Raw genomic sequence first — 16,538 nt, 5'->3', positions numbered from 1 at the left:
GGTTGCTCCTATCGCCGGGTCAGCCGCACAACGGCGTCTGACTCGGTATCGGGCTGGGCCAGTTTCGCTTTCGCCGTCGCGTCGCCGCGCAGGTGGGTGCGCAGGAAGGCCGAGGTGAGGCGGGCGAAGGGCGGCAGGGCATCGGTGCCGCCGGGACCGTCGAGGAAGGCACGTGCCGCGGTCGGGTCCGCGTCGGCGATGCCGAAATGATTGGCTCCCTGCACTACCGCGAGCAGATGTTCTCCCTCGGGCAGGGCTTCGGTGAAGGTGCGATGCACCGGGTCGGGCCGATCCGCGCCGTCTTCGCCGTAGCGGTCGGCGCTGCCCTGAATGACGCCGTCCTCGGTGCCGACCCCCAGTAGCACCGGGCAGTTCACCTGGGCGGGCAGCACGGTGCCCGGCTCCCAGCCGAGCATGGTCGCGACCATGGTGTGTGCTCCCCACGCGAAAACCGCTGCGACGGAGGGAAAGAAGCGCGCCGACTGCAACACCACGGTGCCGCCCGCGGAATGGCCGCCGAGGGCGACGCGGTCCAGGTCCAGGGTTCCCTGCAGCGGCGGCAGCTCGTTCAGCTCGGCGAGGGCATCGAGCACCGCGCCGATGGCCGGGCAGGTCGGCCGGGTGCCGTAGGCATCCGGACGGGCGGCATCGAGGTCCACTCCGGGCGTCAAACCCACTTGGCCGCCGAACAATTCGGCAACTCGATCCATGGTGACCACCACGAATCCGCTCTCGGCGACCGCGGTCGCGAAGCGCCGGTAGGAGTCCTGGCCGACATTCACGCCGGACAGAAAGATCACCACCGGATACGGTGCCTCCGCCGGATCGGGCGCGAATACGCCGGTCAGCCGTTCGGCGTCGGAACCACTTGCCACGGCCGGGTAATACACCTTGAGATGTGCGGTGTCGAAGGGTGATTCGCCGCCGGTGCGAGCGGACCACCACAGGGATCGGATCAGGCGCATGTGGCCCTGCCTTCCGGGAGATGAATCACAGCTGAGGTCGGGGCAGTTCGCGGTCGCCGCCCCACAGGGCTCGTACCAGCCGCTGGGTGAGTTCGGGCCCGAACAGCCGCTCGCCCATCACATTCGCCGGATCTCGTTCGGCGATATTGCGGCGCACGGCGAGATCACGATCGGCCAGCGCGGCGCGCTCCGGCGCGGGCACCGGCTCGGCGTCGGCGACCCAGCCCAGCCACTGATCCACACGCGCGGTGAGCAATTCGGCGACGGTGTCGAGGTTGGGGCGGGTCGGCGGGAACGAATAGCAGTAGGCGGTGGGGGACAGGCTGGCCCGGATGAACCCGGTGCGGCTGGTGAACCAGGTGAAATCCTGGTGTTCTTCCTTGAATGCCAGCCAGGCGGGATCGTTGGGTGCGTAATAGCTGTCGAAGTACGCGCCGTCGCCGACGAGATCGCCGCGCGGAATGGCATCCACATAGAACCAGCCGTCGGGCCAGAGCAGCAGAGCCGCGCCCAGGTGCGGCGCGCGCACGTGCGGTCCCAGCCACGCGGTCAGGTGCAGATTCACGAAACCCGTGCGCGGATCACCGATCCAGGAGTGCACCAGCCAGTCGATCTCGGGTCCGGAGTACGCGGCCAGGCTTCCGGCGGGGCCGGTGGCCGGATCTCCATAGGATTCCAGGTCGGCGGTGCTGGGATCGCGGGTGAGCTCGAAGCGTTCCGCGATGCGGGATTTGAGCCCGCTCAGCAGTTCTCGCCATTCTTCGAAGGTCTCGGTGACATCGACGCGCGGGTTCTGGTCGACCATCTGCTCGACGTGTTGCAGGGTTTCACTCATGATCGCCTCGTTGGGTAGGGATTGGGCTCGTCACACAGGCTCTTTCGTTGCTGTCATGGCTTCGAGGGGCTGACGCGGGCGGCCCGAGACGAGATCGGTGCCTCGGGATACCTGGCGATTGACGGCCTGGGCGGGACGGATGGTGGCCCGGACGCTGGTCGCCCCCGAGGGCACCGGGGTTACCTCGGGATGGCTGATCACGCCGGTGAACGTTCCGAGCCAGGCGGTCCAGAGTGTGAAATCGGTGCTCAGGCCATAGATTCCGCCGGTCAGCGACCGGTCGGGGGCGAATCCGGCGGCCACCACATTGAGCCGGTTCTCCGCCGCGCGTTCGGGCAGGCCGAGGCGCAGTTCCCATGCCTCGGCCGGGGTGTGCGGGACGGCTACCACGTCGGCATCCTGGATCGCGGCCAGCCGGAACGTTTCCGGGAAGAGCGCGTCATCACCCACCACCAGGGCGATGCGGCCCCATGGCAGATCGAATGTGGTGAGCTCGCCGCCCGGTTCGGACAGCCAGGGGTGGCGGGCGGTGAGATGCAGTTGCGGCTGTCGCCCCACGACGCCCCCGGCATCGATGAGCACGCCGTGATGCGCCTGGCCCTCGCGCTGGGAAGTCACCACGTGGCAGCGCGTATCACGCAGTGCGCGAACGATTTCCGGGATAGGCAGGGCGGCCAGTTCGGGTAGCACGATCAGGTCGGTGTCCCGGGCCATCCGGGCGATGATGCGGGGATCGGGCAGGCTGACCGCCGCCCTGGCGTGGTCCGCGCCCGCGGGCATCCGGCGGGTGGCGGGGGCCTGCAAGGGCTTGTACAGCGAGGGTCGGCGCGCGCCGATCACATCGGTTCCGTCGGGTCGCAGCTTGTTCGCCGCGGTGGTGATGTCGATATCGGCGAAGACGATCGCCTCGCCCTCGGCCGGTGCCATGGCCACGGTGGTGCCATCGGGCGTGACGATCTGGCTCTCGCCCGCACCGTGGAGCCGATCCGGCGGTACGCCGAGTCGGGCGGCGATGGCGGGCAGTTGATCGGCGGGCAGGAGCGGCCCGACCTTATTGGCGGCCACCACCCACACCTTGTTCTCGGCGGCCCGCACCGGAATGTGCAGGCTCGCTTCATCGGTGGCGAAGGAGTTGAGGCTGTTGAGCAGCAAGTGCGCGCCGCGCACGGTCAGCGAGCGGGTGACCTCGTTGATGACGCCTTCCATGCAGGCGTACATGCCGATCCGGCCCAGGGGCGTCTCGATGACCGGTGAATCGTCGAGTCCGGGGTCGAGATGATCGTTCTCCGCGCCCATGAGGATCTGCTTGTCCGATTCGCCGAGCAAGTCCCCGTCGGGCCCGAACAGCAGGCTGGTGGCGGTGGTGCGCCCGTCCGAGCGTGCCAGTGTGACGCCGATCTTCACGTACATGGCATGCCGGGCGGCGCGTTCGGCGATCGCCGAGAGAAACGAATCACCTAGCTGGCAGGCCATTCGGCGCGCATGCGCCCGATCGGTATACCACGATAGGTGGTTACAGAACTCTGGTAGCACCACGAGTTCGGCTCGGGCAGCGGCGGCTTCGCCGAGCATGCGCAGACACGCCTCGAGATTGGCCGCGATATCGGTGCCCGCGGCGAGCTGTGCGGCCGCGACTCGGGTCATGCGCCGCCCCCAATCCGTTCCGAGATTTGTGTTTCGGAGATCGAAACACTGTTTCCAACAACGCCGATTCTGTACCCGTCCGGGTGATCTGTCCAGGGCTGCCTCTGGATTTCACGTGGGCGAAATACCCGGTAACCGAGTTCGATTGCCGCCGTGGCGGGTTCTCGCTGTCCGCCTTGACACCGGCAAGCGGCGCAGGTTCAATATGGCAATTCCGAAACCGCGTTTCCTTGAGCGAAACGCTCTCAGGAGGATGGGCATGACGACCCCCGAATCGTTCTTCCGATTCCGGCGCGGCCTGACGTCGCTTCCCCGTCGTGAGCGAGGCCGCTGAAATGCGGAGTGCGCGAGCCGGTATGGCGGCGCTTACGGCAGCGGGTGTGACGGCCGGGCCGATAGCGGGCGGCTGCGTGGTCCTGTTGGCCAAGCCGTTCGGCGGCGAGCTGGGGGTGCCGGGTGAGGTGATCGGCTATATCGCGACGACCGCGCTGCTCTGCGGATGCGTCACCGCGGCGTGGGGCGCGCGCCGGAGCCCGGGGGCGCGATGGATCGGCGGCTACGCCGTGATCGCGGGTGCGGGCTGGGTGGCGGCGGGCTCGAGTACGCACGTCGGCGTGTTTGTGACCGCCGTACTCGTCGCAAGTTTGGCCGCGGGACCGGTGCTCGCGGCGGGGTATACCCTCGCCCTGCGCCGGGGTCGGGGCACTCTCATCGGATGGCATGTCGCGATGTGGGGCGGTATTGCGGCAATGGCGGGTCTCGCGGCCCGGTGCGACACCGCGCCCGGCATCGGCCTGCGTACGACGGGGATTGCCGCGATTGTGCTCGGTTCGCTGGTGGCTGTCTTGAATGGGTCGGTCACTCAGTGGAATTCGGTTCCCGATTCCCGCGCCGAGCGAGACGCCGGGGGTTCCTGGCTACTGCTGATCGGATATGCGGGCGTGGGTGTAGGGGTCGGGGGGACCGTACTGCCAGCGCTGCATCTGCTGCTGTTCCGCTGGAGCGCACTCGATGCCGAGCAGGCGGAGCTACTGCTGGTGGCAGCGCTACCGGCCATGGTGATCGCCGCGCTCCAGGCTCCGGCTCTGGACGCGCTCCCCGCGCTGTTGACGCTACTGGCCGGGGGAGCGTTGCTGGTGGCTACGGCTCCCGGTCGCGAGACGGTGACCATCGGCCTCGCCGTCACCTTGGCCGCCGCGGCCCGCGCACTGCGCGCGCTGGACGCCGCTGAGCATGCACGCGCGCCGGAAGCTGCTCGCGCACGGGGCATTCCGATCGCCCTGGCCGTGCCGGGAGCAGGCATGGCCGGACTGGGTCTCATGGTGCTGCTCGGCCGGATCGCCGGAACCGGAACAGGTTTGGTGCTCCTCGCGGTGCCTGTACTCACCGCCGCTCTGGTATGCGAACGGCTCATTCGGACCCCGGGAACCGAGCGCACGGTTCCGGCCCTGGGAGGAGAGATTCCGTGATCCGCACCGTCTCCGCACACGCGATCGCCACCGGTGTCCTGGCGGCCGGGCTGTGCTGCCCGGCGACTCTGGCGCACGCGGACACCGACGCCCGCGCCACGATCACGATCTCGGCGACCACCGATCTCACCGAAGGGCAGCGAATCACCGTGAACGGCAGTGGTTTCCGACCGGGCCTCGCGGCTGTGGCGGTGGGCCTGTGCAAACAGGGATTCACCAGCGGGATCAAACACTGTGATCTGGACGGCGGCGCAACCTTCGTCAATATCTCCGGTGACGGCACCCTCCCGACGGTGACGCTGACCGCCCATCAACGCTTCCGCGACATCGACTGCGCACAACAGCAATGCGTGGTCGCCGCCGCACCGCTACCGGGCAGTGAACCGAACGACATTATCGACGCAAATTCCGCCGAAGTGCTGATCACCTTCGAAGGCGCGCACCTACCCGTCCCGACGCCGGTCGCGCCCGCCGCCGCGCGCCGTTCCGATGACGTCTCCGGTCCTTCGACACCTTTGTGGGTGGCCACGGCCGCCCTACTGACCCTTGTCTCGATAGTCGCGGTCGCCCGGCGGCGATTGTGAAATCCCTTGGAGGAGAACAAATGAAGAAACTCACCGTGGTGCTCGCCGCCACCGCGACGGGCATCCTGCTCGGCACGCCCGCCGCCACCGCCGCCCCGCAATTGCAGGCGAGCGCCACCTCCGGCCTGACGGTGGGCCAATCCATCACGGTCAAGCTCGACGGGCTACCCGCGAACCTGGCCAGTGTGGCCGTCGGCCAATGCAAACCGCAGATCGTAGCCCCCACCGACTGCAATCTGACCGGTTCCATCATGGGCAAGGCCGACGAAAACGGTGTGTGGCAAGCCAATACAGGCAACTCCACCGTCGTGCTGGTAGGCAAGGTAGGCGACACCGACTGCACCTCCGCCCCCGGCGCCTGCACACTGAGCGTCACCAGCCTCACCAACCCCTCCCAGATCCTCGCCTCGATCCCGCTCAACTTCGGCCCCGCACCCACCCCGGCTCCGGCGGCCGCCCCGAGCTCGTCAGACACCGATGACGACAGCAATACCGCCTGGTACATCGGTGGCGGCGTAGCAGCGGCCGTGGTGGTCGCCGCAGTGGCGCTGATCCTCACCCGCCGTCGCGGCGGAGCACGATGACCGATCGCGCACTCACCCACATCGTGCTGATGAAGCTCCACGACCGCGCCGACGACGAGATCACCGCATATCGGGCTGGCCCGGGTAGGCGCGGGCGGGCATGCCGGGGCCGCCGGGGCGGAAGGGTGCGGGGGCGTGGATGACTGTGGTTTGGACGTATTCGCGTAGGCCCTCGTCGGCGTATTCGCGGCCGAAGCCACTGCGTTTGGTGCCGCCGAAGGGGGCGCGCAGGGACATGCCGGTGCGGTTGTGGGTGTTGATGAAGGTGAAGCCCGCTTCGATGCGGGCCGCGACGGCGTGGGCGCGGGCTTCGTCGGCGGACCAGACGGAGGCGGCCAGGCCGAGGTCGGAATCGTTGGCGCGGGCCAGGACTTCGGTCTCGGTGTCGTAGGTGAGCAGGGGGACCAGGGGGCCGAACTGCTCGTGGCGCACCAGGTCCGCGTCGTCGGGGAGGCCCAGGGCGAGGGCCGGGGTGACGAAGTAGCCGGTGCTGTCGGTGGGCGGGTCGGCGAGTGGGATCAGCCAGCCGCCGCGGCTCCAGCTGTCGGCGATCAGATCGGTCATGCGCTCGGTGGCGGCTCGATTCACCAGTGGACCAACGGTGACCTGCTCGTCGAGCGGGTCCCCGACCTTCAGGATACGTTGTGCCGCAGCCAGATAGGACTCCACGAACTCGTCCAGTCGGGTTGTGGGGACGTAGAGGCGTTTGGCGGCCATGCACACCTGACCGGCGGTGGCGAAGGAGGCGAGCACGAGCCGCTCGTAATCGTCGGGGGTGAGGGCGAAGTCGGGGAGGAAGATGGCCGGGTCATTGCCACCGAGTTCGAGGGTGACCGGGGTCAGGGCGCGCCCGGCCGCCGCGGCGATGCTGCGTCCGGCCTGCTCACCGCCGGTGAAGGCGACCTTGGCGATGAGGGAATGGGCGATGAGCGCGCCGACCGTGTCGGGGCCGCCGTGGATCACGTGCACACCCGGTAGCAGGGCGGCGGCCTCCGTGACCGCGAGCGGGGCCAGCGGAGAAGGCTTGAGCACCACGGTGTTTCCCGCCGCGAGCGCCGGACCGAGTTTGAGCATGGCGAGGATGATGGGTGCGTTCCACGGGGTGATCGCGGCGACCACGCCGTATGGTGCGGCGACGCGGGTCAGACGTCCCTGATCGTCGTCGATGACCGCATCGGCCAGCACCGTCGGTGCGTTGTCGCGTACCCATCGCAAATATGTTGCTGCGAACCGTATTTCGCCATAACAGTCGGTGACCGGTTTGCCGCTCTCGCGGGCCAGCAGTATCGCCAGTTCGGCGGCTTTCGCATCGAGTGCGCCCGCCGCCGAGCCCAGCGCCGCGAGCCGCTGTTCCAGCGGAGCCTGCGACCATGCTCGGAAATCTCGATGCGCACGCTGGACCACGACGTCCACCGCGTCGGGTGCGGTCACCGGCACCGATCCGACGATTTCCGTAGGGTGGGAGGGGTTTTCGCGTTCGATCCGCGCGCTCACGACCGGGCCTCCAGCGAGTCGAGCAGACAGGCGCGGCGCAGGTACGCACGGGCGGCGACCGGGTCGGCGGCCAATTCTCGCACCTGCCGCCGGAAGCCATCCTCGGGTCCGTGCAGGCGCTGCCAGTTGTCGTGGCTGGTGCGCTGCACATGCTCGATCGCGACGGTGCGGCGGCGGGCGGCCGTGAGGTCGAGCGCGGACTCGGGTGCGCCTTCGAGGACGTCGGCGAGGGTGTTCGCGAGCTGAACGGCATCGTGAATCCCGCTGTTCATGCCCATGCCGCCGAGCGGATTATTGACGTGCGCGGCATCGCCCATGAGCAATACCCGTCCGACCCGGAACTGGTCGGTGACGCGCTGGTGTACCCGGTATAGGGAGGCGTGCCGCAGACGCCAAGGCCGCCCGAGATCGGCGACCGCGGTCAAACGCTGTGGCAGACGGGACAGTTCGAGTTCATCGGAAGTCTCGCCGGGGGTCGGCAGCAGCACACGCCAGTGTTCCGGTGTGCGCAGCAGCACCAGCCATTCGTGCGGATCGAAGACATAGTTGATGGGTGCGATTCCCGGCAGGACGGCGGTGAGGTCCTCCTCGACCGAGGCCACCAGGAAGCGTTCCGGATAGGTGGTGCCCTCGAAGCGGGCACCGATGCCATTGCGGACCGCGGAATGCGCGCCGTCCGCGCCGATCACCCATTCCGCGCGCACCGGCCCGTGTGAGGTGTGCAGGATGACGCCATCGTCACCGCGATAGACGCCGTGCACCGGCTGGTCGAATCGCACGTTCCCGCCGAGGGCGTCGAGCAGGATTGGAGTGAGTTTGCTCTGCTCGCACTGCAATCGGAACGGATACCGGGTGTCCTCGGTCAGCACCCCCAGGTCGAGGGTGGCGATCTCGCCGCCGCCGCGCTCCCGATATTGGAAGGTCGACGCGATAATTCCCTTGTCCAACAGCGGATTCAGGACGCCGAGCGATTCGAGCATCTCGAGCGACGGCGGATGGAAGGTGGAGGCCCGGGATTCGGCGGCCAAGGTCCGGCCCGCTTCCAGCACGGTCACCTCGTGACCTCGCCGGGCCAGGGTCAGGGCGGCGGTCAATCCGACCGGTCCGGCCCCGACCACGACGACGCTCACGAGGTATGCAGGGCGAAGCGGCCCTCGACGCCGAGAACGCGGGCGCCGGTGAAGAACCGGAGGGTTTCCGCGGTGCCCTCCTCGCCCAGGCCAGACAGTCCCCAGGCTGGACGGGGTGTCATCAGGTGCAGGCTCATGATCGAGGATCCGTTGACCTTCACCTCACCGGCCCGAATTCGTTGCGCCACTGTCAAAGCCAGATCTTCATCGGCGCCGCAGACATAACCCTCGAGTCCGAACGGCCCGGAGTTGGCCTGCTCGACCGCCTCGTCGATGGAGGTGTAGGTGAGGACTCCGGCGACCGGGCCGAAAACCTCCTCGGCCAGGTCGCCGTCCAGCAGGGTGGGCGCGAAATAGTTCCCGAGTCCGGGAACCGTGCCGTACGACCGTGCCTCGCGGCCGGATACCGCGGCCCGCACGGTGGCCAGGTGCCGGGAGTGCAGCAGCGGCCCGAAGTCGGTGTCCGGGTCCAAGGGTGCACCGATTCGCAAGCCCGCCAATCGTTTTCCGATCGCCTCCAGGAGATCATCGGCATGATCCGCGGGAAGGATCAGACGGCCGAGCGCCCGGCACCATTGACCGTTGAGCGTGGTGAGCAGTTCGGCGGCCATGCGCGCGGCGGTCTCGAGATCCGCGTCGGGCAGTACGACCAGTGGATTATTGCCACCGAGTTCGAGCTGACAGGGCCGCAGCAGCGGTGCCGAGGCGACGGCCACCGACCGGCCACCGGGCAACCCGCCCGTGAACGACACCGCCTTGATCCGTGGGTCGCCCACCAGTCGCGCGCCGGTTTCCGCGCCGCCGTGGACGAGCTGGAACATGCCGTCGGGCACATGCTCGGCGATCACCCGGGCGAGCGGAATCGCACTGTAGGGCGCGAATTCACTGACCTTGAGGATGACCGGGCAGCCCGCCGCGAGCGCATTGGCGACCTTGTGTGCGGCCATCGGGGCGGGCGCGTTCCACGGGGTCAGGCATAGTGCCGGGCCGAGCGGCAACCGATGCACCCGCACGCCGTCGTGGTCGGCGCGCAGGGCACCCGTGCGCATCTGCTGGGCAGCCAGCCGGAAGGATCCGGAGACAATCACGCCGAGTGGGCGGGTCTGCCGAATCGGTACACCCGTTGCCCGCGAATCCAATTCCGTGATCAGGTTCAGTTGCGCGTCGAGATCGTCGGCGATCGCCTCGAGCACCTCCGGAGTGATCGCGCCCCGGACTCGATCGGCGACCTCGAGCGCCCGTTCCACCCGCTCGGGCGCGGTGGCGACCATGCGGGCCACCTCGCTACCGGTCGCCGGATCCTCCAGCGCCACACCGAGATCGACGGCCGGGCGGCCCCACCGCCCGTCAACCAGCTCGACTATCTCGGGCAGCTCGCTGCTCATCTCGCTCACTGTGTGACCTCCGCGGTGGATTCCGGGCCGATCGATCTGCTCAAGTATTTCTGGCAGCTCGCCACTCATCTCGCTCACCGTGCGACCTCCGCATTGGATTCCGGTGCGGTGGCGAACAATTCGTTCGCCTTGGCGTCGGTGACCATGCGCGCCACCTCGAGCATGCCGCGTTCGGCCGGGAACGTCATGACCAATCCCATGGCGAGATCACGCAGCGCGCGTCCGGCCGTACCGTCCATCGAGGCGGCGGACGTGCCACCGGCCTTGAGCGCTCCGAGCGCGACCTGGAAGCACGCCTCGGTGACCGCGCCCTTGCCGAGCCGCCACTGCGCGAACACTTCCGGCTTGGGCTTGAGCGGCGGTTCGACCGTCTCGATAGCGAGCTGATAACGCAACCACAGGTAGGCGGTGTGCAACTGTCGCGTCATCTCACCGATGAGTACCTGATGTACGGGAGAGGAGGCGATAGGATCCCCGGTGTCCGCGAAGGTCTTCCGCGTTGTGGCCGCGAGGGTCTCGTCGTAGACCTGCTGCGCGCACCCGGTGTAGACCGCGGCGATGGCCAATTGATTGCCGACGAAGCTGCCCCTGCTCATGGTGAGCATCTTGGTGAACGCGCCCGGCACCGCCAGGGCCTCGTCCTCGGGAATGAAGACCTCGTCGAGCCGGATGCCATTATTGGCGGTGGCGCGCATGCCGAGCCCATCCCACGGTGCGCGCACGCTCACGCCCGTGGCCTCCCGCGGCACGAAGAAGGTCGCCAGCCCTTCGGCGGTGTCGTAACCCTCCAGCTTGGCGGAAGTCAGGTAGTAGTCCGCGACACCGGTCGCACAGCCGAAGGACTTCTCTCCATTGAGAATCCAGCCGCCGTCCACCTTGCGGGCGGTGGTGGCGATGGTGATGTTCGCCTTGGCCGTCTTCACCGCCTCGGAGGCGAAATTGGCCAGCCACACACCGTCGGCCATGCGGGTGAGCACCTTTTCGGCGAAGGCGCGCACGACGGGAATCTCGTCGTCGGCGAACAATCCCGCGTCGATGGCTTCGAGGGGAAGCAGCCCGCGCGAGGCGCTGGTGTTGTGGAAGAAGTACGCCAGTGCGGTGGACGGGCACGCGGTGCCCATGGCGAACGTGGCAGCGGCCAGATCGCGCAGGGTGCCGCCGAGTCCGCCGAATTTCTCCGGCACCACCAGGCCCAGCAGCCCCGCCTCACGCAGCAGCGCGATATGCGAGGCGGGGAAGGTGGCGGTGCGGTCGGCTTCGGCGGCGGCGGCGCGCAGGTCGGGCAGGATCGACTCGACCCGGCTCGCGCGTGCGCGTTCCGCGTCGGTCATGTCTTCGACGAGTCGTTCGCCGATCATCGGGCAATCCCCTCGTAGTAGGTGCGGTCGTGATAGATGAGCGGGGGTGCGGGTCGTGGGGCGGCGGCCTCCTGGACCAGCCCGAGCACGATGGTGTGGTCACCGGCCGGATGGCAGGCGGCGACCACGCAGTCCATCCACGCCACCGCGTCCCGCAGTACGGCGGAACCGGTTTTCGCGGAGGTCCAGCGCCCCAAGGCGAATCGGTCACCGCGCAACGCGGGTCCGGCGAAGCGGCGGCTGATGTCCTCATGGTCGTGACCGAGCACATTGACCGCGAAGACACCACTCTCGCGGATCAATCGGCAGGTGGTGCTGTCCGAGGCCAGGCATATCGAGACGAGTGGCGGTTCCAGGGCCACACTGGTGAATGAGCTGGCTGTCATTCCGTGGCGGGTTCCGTTGTCGCGGATGGTCGTGACGATCACGACCCCGGACGCCCACTGGGCCAGCACCGACCGGAGAGCTATCGGCTCCACGTTTCCCTCCGTTTCGATAGTGGAAACGCTGTTACGCACAAGGTAACGCGAGGGGTGATGCCGTGCAAGTGGTGAGCGGGAGATTCGGTGCCGTCGGCAGATTCGGGACGTCGTTTCCCATCGGGAAATTCGGTGTTCTAAGCTGTAGCGGTGTCGGACATCGAGGCCGAGAACCAGAGTCGATCCATCGCCGCCGTCGAACGAGCCATGGACGTGTTATTGCTGTTCGGCCGCAGCGGCCGGGCCGATCTCGGCGTCACCGAGATCGCCAATGAACTCGGTTTGACCAAGGCCGCGGTGCATCGCATCCTCACCGCGCTGCGCAATCGCGAACTCATTGCCCTGGAACCCACCACCCGGCGTTACGCGCTCGGGCACGCCGCCATCGCGCTGGGCCGGGCGTATCTCGCGCGCACCGATCTGCGGGTGATGGCCGCACCCGAACTGCGCAGGCTGGCGGCCGCGACGGGGGAGACCGCGACGCTGTCCATTCGACGCGGCGATACCCGCATGTATGTGGATCAGGTTGTGCCGGAACAGGAATTGCGCATGGAGGTGGCGCTCGGGGTGCCGTATCCGCTGCACGCCGGGAGCTCCTCGAAGGTCATTCTGGCGCACCTGCGCAAGGAAGAGATCGACGAATACCTCGATCGGCATGAGCTGACCCCGTTCACCGACGCCACCATCACCACCCCGCGCAAACTGCGTTCCGAGCTCACCGCGATTCGCAAGCAGGGTTACGCGATCTCGTTGGGGGAGCGGCAGATCGGCGCGGCCTCGGTCGCCGCGCCGGTGCTCGACCATGACGGTGGCGTGGTGGCCGCGATCAGCGGGTGCGGGCCGCTCTCGCGGTTCGAGCCCCGGATCCCGGAGCTTATTCCGCTGCTGCAGAAAGCGGCTGGCGCGCTGTCGGCCCAGCTCGGCTATTCGGGGTAGCGCGGTTACTCAGGGTCAGCGCTGTCACAGGTGTGCGCCGGGCTTGAACACGCCCAGCGCGGCCGCCGCCAGCACGCTGCACCAGATCGCCCAGACGTAGGGCAGGCAGCCGTCCACGCTGCGGCGTAAGGTCCGTTCCACCTCTTCGGTCGATCCATTCGTCTGTAGCGCCCCGAAGGCAGCGCCGAAGGGGCGCAAGGTCATTCGGATGCCCAACCCGGCCGCGATGGCGATGGTGTAGAGCAAGATCTTGGCCCCCAGCCACTTCGGATTGGTGGTGACACCGAACGGTTCAGCCGCGAACAGCGTGTACACGCCCGTGCCCGCCAATGCGACGATGACGGCGAATCGGATGGCCAGATCCGCGCGCTGGACCATCCGGATGCGCCCGTGCGTGCGGTGTTGAATCACGTTGAGCGTCAACCAGATCGCGGCGAGCACCCAGATCGCGACGACCGACCACCAGGGAAACAGTGCGATCCCGAACAGTGACGCGCCGTGCGGTGCGGTCGCCATGAGCGTCACGCCGCTGGGAAGGAACAACACCAGGCAGACCTTCGGCCCCAGATCCAGGCCGCTCATGATGCTCAGTGCGGTCGCGCGTGCCGCGGGCGTGAGATTCGGATTGATCACGAAGCGGCTGGAATAGAACACTCCCAGGTCCCCACCCAGCCAAAACACGAACAACACCAGGTGCAGCAGGATCCACCAGCCGTAGGGGTGCGGGCCCATTCCAACTCCCTGTTCTCTTCTGCGAAACGCTGTTTCGGAGTACGCTCCCGGACAGTCTCACATCGAAACAGTGTTTCCACAATCGAAACGGGGTCCCATGCGCACCGTGATGGCGGCCGCCCTCTCCCTGCTCTTTCTCACTGCCGCACCGGCATCCGGCGACAACACCGTCATCCAGGAGCAAACCCGCGTCGGATCCGACGGGGCGACCGTCTGGTATCCGGCGCACGCCGAGCGCCGCCTACCCGTGGCGCTCATGCTTCCCGGCGCGAATGTGCGCCGCGAGTACTATTCCCGATTCGCCTCCGCCGTAGCCGATTACGGGTTCGTCGTGGTCATTCCCGAGCGTTATGCCATGCCCGGCTACAGCCTGCCCAGCGAACAATCGGTCACCGAGGTGCTTACCTGGGCTCGCGAACGAGCCGCCGACCCCTCCTCCACGGTAGGAACCCACGTGGACCCGGACACCCTGGTGGTAGCCGGTCATTCCTACGGCGGCGCCACCGCCCTCTACGCCGCCGCGGACCGTTGTCAGGTTCCCTTCTGTTTCGGCCTGTCCTATCAGCATCCGCCGCAGTTGAAGGCGATAGTCGGCCACGGCACCAACACCACCATCGGTCCCCTCGTCGACGCGGTTGCGGTACAGGACATCCCGGTTCTCTACATCAATGGCACCGAGGATGGCGTCAGCGAACCGGCCGAAGCCCATCAAAGCTTCGCCGAACTCACCGGCACGTCCTCCTCCGAATTTGTGAACCTGGTGGGCGCCAACCACTTCGGCCTGACCGATCAAGACAACCCGCCCGGCGCGGCCCCGGACGCACACCCCGGCACCGCGCCACGTGAGCAGACGATTGCGGCGGCGGCCCGCTGGACGGCAATGTGGTTCCTCGCTCAACTCGGTGATCAGACGGCACGCTCGTACGTCTACGACATCGGACTACACACCGATTCGGCCGTCCGCGTCGAAACCCGCTGAACGGACCACTATTCCCTCGGAGCGCTTTTCGGGGCCAGCAGTTCGAGTGCGTACTTCAGGTCGATGACGTCGGCGTATTTCGCATTGAGGTCGAACAGGTTCGCCTCGTGTAGCCGGGGGTCTCGGTCGCCGCAGGCGTCGGCCACGACCTGGGGGCGGAAGCCGTGCTGAAGGGCGTCGGTGGCGGTGGCTCGGACACAGCCGCTGGTGGTGAGTCCGACGATGAATACGGTATCGATGCCCGCGGCGGTGAGATTGGCCGCGAGGGGCGTTCCGTGGAAGGCGCTCGGATATTGCTTGGTGATGACGCAGTCTCCGGGCAGGGGTGCGGGGTCGGGGAGGAATTCTCCGAGGGGGTTGCCCTCTTCGAAGACCGCGAGGTTGGGGATCTTCTGGCGGAAGAGCCCGCCTTCGGTGGAGCCGGGGCGGTAGCTGACGCGGGTGAAAATGATCGGATGTCCGGCCTGCCGGGCCTGCTCCACTACCGTGGCCGCGGCGCGTACCGAGGCCTCGACCGGGGCCCGCAGTGGCGAGGCATCGTCGAGGTACGCCGCGCAGACATCGATGACCACCACCGCCGGGTGCGCGCCCGCGCCGAGTGGGGTGCCATATCCGGCTCGGCGCGCGTCTTCGTTCAGGTCTGTCATGTGAATGCTCCTCAGATGACGCCGGTCTCGGTGAGTTTCGCCAGCTGGTCGGCATCCAGGCCGAGCAAGCCGCCGTAGACGTCGGCATTGTGGTCGCCGAGTCCGGGTCCGGCGTGGCGAACCTGGCCAGGGGTGGCGCTGAGTTTGGGGAATACGTTCTGCATCGGCAGTTCGCCGAGTTCCGGATGTGCAAGGCGCACAATGGCTTCCCGTGCCGCGAAGTGCGGGTCGGTGAACATGTCGCGGGCGGTGTATATGCGCCCGGCGGGGACACCACCCTCGTGTAGCCGGGTGAGCAGGACGTCGGCGTCCTGTTCGGCGGTCCATTCGGAGATCATTGCGTCGAGCTCGTCCATGCGCGCGCCGCGGGCGGTGTGGTTGGAATACCGTTCATCGCTTGCCAATTCGGACCGGTCCATGAGTTCGGTGAGGCGGGCGAAGACGCTGTCCTGGTTGGCGGCAATGAGGATCATCTCGCCACCCGCGGTGGGATAGACATTGCTGGGCGCGACATTGGGCAGCACCGAGCCGGTGCGCTCACGCTGATAGCCGGTGAGCGCGTATTCGGGGAGTAGGGATTCCATCATGGCCAGCACGGCTTCGTAGATGGCGGAGTCGACTATTTGTCCCTGGCCGGTGCGGTCGCGGTGGTGCAGGGCGGACAGCGTGCCGATGGTCGCGAAGACGGCCGCCAGTGCGTCACCGATCGAAATGCCGGTCCGTGCCGGACGATGGTCGGGATCGCCTGTGGTGTAGCGGATTCCGCCCATGGCCTCGCCGATGGAACCGTATCCGGCGCGGGGCGCGTACGGTCCGGTCTGGCCATATCCGGTGACTCGCACCATGATCAGGCCCGGGTTGATGTCGCGGAGTCGGTCGTAGCCGAGTCCCCAGCGTTCCATGGTGCCGGGGCGGAAGTTCTCGATCACGATATCGGCCTGCGCGATCAATTCCCGTGCCAGTCTTTGCCCTTCGGCCTCGCGCAGATTGCAGGTGACCGATTTCTTATTACGCGCAACCACCGGCCACCACAGCGAGGTGCCATTGGATTGTTCGCGTCCCCACTGGCGCATGGGATCGCCGCTGCCGGGGGATTCGAGTTTGATCACCTCCGCGCCGAAGTCGCCCAGCAGCTGTCCGCAGAACGGTCCGGCCAGCAGCTGGCCCATCTCGATCACGCGGAGATCGGCGAGTGGTCCGGTGTTGGCCGTGTCCTCGGCTGTCATGGGGCTTCTCCGTTCGTGGTGCGCCCGCGGACTGCGCGATCGCGCGGCGGGCCGGATATAGTCGAAAGTGGATACACTGTAT

General features: G+C 67.5%; 16 protein-coding genes. 5 read left to right on the top strand and 11 right to left on the bottom strand.

Translation table 11 applies throughout. The features are described 5' to 3' along the window. Positions 1-8 precede the first annotated feature (8 nt). The 3 genes from AB0N05_RS35125 to AB0N05_RS35115 are packed head-to-tail and all read right to left on the bottom strand — an operon-like array spanning position 9 to position 3,444. Entirely contained in the window at positions 9-965 is a 957-nt protein-coding gene (locus tag AB0N05_RS35125) for a dienelactone hydrolase family protein (protein ID WP_364702284.1), read from the bottom strand. 25 nt (positions 966-990) lie between these two features. Then, on the bottom strand, positions 991-1,800 hold the full coding sequence (locus AB0N05_RS35120; RefSeq protein WP_364702282.1) for an oxidoreductase: 810 nt from the start codon (positions 1,798-1,800) through the stop codon (positions 991-993). Between the two features lie 30 nt (positions 1,801-1,830). Then, positions 1,831-3,444, bottom strand: coding sequence for a carbon-nitrogen hydrolase family protein (locus AB0N05_RS35115; protein ID WP_364702279.1), 1,614 nt, complete (start codon positions 3,442-3,444; stop codon positions 1,831-1,833). A gap of 317 nt (positions 3,445-3,761) precedes the next feature. Between AB0N05_RS35115 and AB0N05_RS35110 the strand changes: the two genes are divergently transcribed. Genes AB0N05_RS35110 through AB0N05_RS35100 form a run of 3 tightly spaced genes read left to right on the top strand, consistent with a single transcriptional unit; the run spans position 3,762 to position 6,081 of the window. Next, positions 3,762-4,913: a hypothetical protein gene (locus tag AB0N05_RS35110; protein WP_364702277.1), complete on the top strand. Its 1,152-nt coding sequence runs from the start codon at positions 3,762-3,764 to the stop codon at positions 4,911-4,913. Then, entirely contained in the window at positions 4,910-5,497 is a 588-nt protein-coding gene (locus AB0N05_RS35105; protein ID WP_364702274.1) for a neocarzinostatin apoprotein domain-containing protein, read from the top strand. Before AB0N05_RS35110 ends, AB0N05_RS35105 begins: the two co-directional genes overlap by 4 nt. 20 nt (positions 5,498-5,517) lie before the next feature. Continuing rightward, complete coding sequence (locus AB0N05_RS35100; protein ID WP_364702272.1) at positions 5,518-6,081, top strand: hypothetical protein; 564 nt, start codon at positions 5,518-5,520, stop codon at positions 6,079-6,081. Between the two features lie 60 nt (positions 6,082-6,141). On the opposite strand, the gene AB0N05_RS35095 is transcribed toward AB0N05_RS35100, so the two are convergent. The 5 genes from AB0N05_RS35095 to AB0N05_RS35075 all read right to left on the bottom strand — a co-directional run bounded on the left by AB0N05_RS35095 (position 6,142) and on the right by AB0N05_RS35075 (position 11,936). After that, positions 6,142-7,575 (bottom strand): aldehyde dehydrogenase family protein, encoded by a 1,434-nt coding sequence (locus AB0N05_RS35095; protein ID WP_364702269.1) that lies wholly within the window; start codon positions 7,573-7,575, stop codon positions 6,142-6,144. Next, on the bottom strand, positions 7,572-8,705 hold the full coding sequence (locus tag AB0N05_RS35090; RefSeq protein ID WP_364702266.1) for an FAD-dependent oxidoreductase: 1,134 nt from the start codon (positions 8,703-8,705) through the stop codon (positions 7,572-7,574). The genes AB0N05_RS35095 and AB0N05_RS35090 overlap by 4 nt, the downstream gene beginning before the upstream one ends. Beyond that, a complete protein-coding gene (locus AB0N05_RS35085; protein ID WP_364702263.1) occupies positions 8,702-10,090 on the bottom strand; it encodes an aldehyde dehydrogenase family protein in 1,389 nt (462 codons plus the stop codon). Before AB0N05_RS35085 ends, AB0N05_RS35090 begins: the two co-directional genes overlap by 4 nt. 83 nt (positions 10,091-10,173) lie before the next feature. Beyond that, entirely contained in the window at positions 10,174-11,457 is a 1,284-nt protein-coding gene (locus AB0N05_RS35080; protein WP_364702261.1) for an acyl-CoA dehydrogenase family protein, read from the bottom strand. Next, the gene (locus AB0N05_RS35075; RefSeq protein WP_364702258.1) at positions 11,454-11,936 is read right to left on the bottom strand and encodes a flavin reductase family protein; all 483 of its coding nucleotides are present in this window, start codon (positions 11,934-11,936) and stop codon (positions 11,454-11,456) included. Before AB0N05_RS35075 ends, AB0N05_RS35080 begins: the two co-directional genes overlap by 4 nt. 150 nt (positions 11,937-12,086) lie before the next feature. Between AB0N05_RS35075 and AB0N05_RS35070 the strand changes: the two genes are divergently transcribed. Next, positions 12,087-12,872 carry an IclR family transcriptional regulator gene (locus AB0N05_RS35070; protein WP_364702255.1) on the top strand — a complete coding sequence of 262 codons (786 nt, stop codon included), beginning with the start codon at positions 12,087-12,089 and terminating at the stop codon, positions 12,870-12,872. Between the two features lie 24 nt (positions 12,873-12,896). Here AB0N05_RS35070 and AB0N05_RS35065 read toward each other — a convergent pair whose 3' ends face one another. Continuing rightward, complete coding sequence (locus AB0N05_RS35065; RefSeq protein ID WP_364702252.1) at positions 12,897-13,604, bottom strand: hypothetical protein; 708 nt, start codon at positions 13,602-13,604, stop codon at positions 12,897-12,899. Positions 13,605-13,701: 97 nt separating this feature from the next. Between AB0N05_RS35065 and AB0N05_RS35060 the strand changes: the two genes are divergently transcribed. Next, the gene (locus AB0N05_RS35060) at positions 13,702-14,583 is read left to right on the top strand and encodes an alpha/beta fold hydrolase (RefSeq protein ID WP_364702249.1); all 882 of its coding nucleotides are present in this window, start codon (positions 13,702-13,704) and stop codon (positions 14,581-14,583) included. A gap of 8 nt (positions 14,584-14,591) precedes the next feature. Here the strand turns inward: AB0N05_RS35060 and AB0N05_RS35055 are convergent, their stop codons facing one another. Together AB0N05_RS35055 and AB0N05_RS35050 are read right to left on the bottom strand one after the other, a co-directional pair. Next, positions 14,592-15,230, bottom strand: a complete 639-nt coding sequence (locus tag AB0N05_RS35055) for an isochorismatase family protein (RefSeq protein ID WP_364702246.1) — start codon at positions 15,228-15,230, stop codon at positions 14,592-14,594. An 11-nt stretch (positions 15,231-15,241) separates the two neighbouring features. Further along, the gene (locus AB0N05_RS35050; protein ID WP_364702243.1) at positions 15,242-16,456 is read right to left on the bottom strand and encodes a CoA transferase; all 1,215 of its coding nucleotides are present in this window, start codon (positions 16,454-16,456) and stop codon (positions 15,242-15,244) included. Positions 16,457-16,538: the final 82 nt, after the last annotated feature.

The sequence above is a fragment of the Nocardia sp. NPDC051030 genome, assembly GCF_040683015.1.
Taxonomy (GTDB): Bacteria; Actinomycetota; Actinomycetes; order Mycobacteriales; family Mycobacteriaceae; genus Nocardia.
This window is presented reverse-complemented; position numbering and strand designations above follow the sequence as displayed.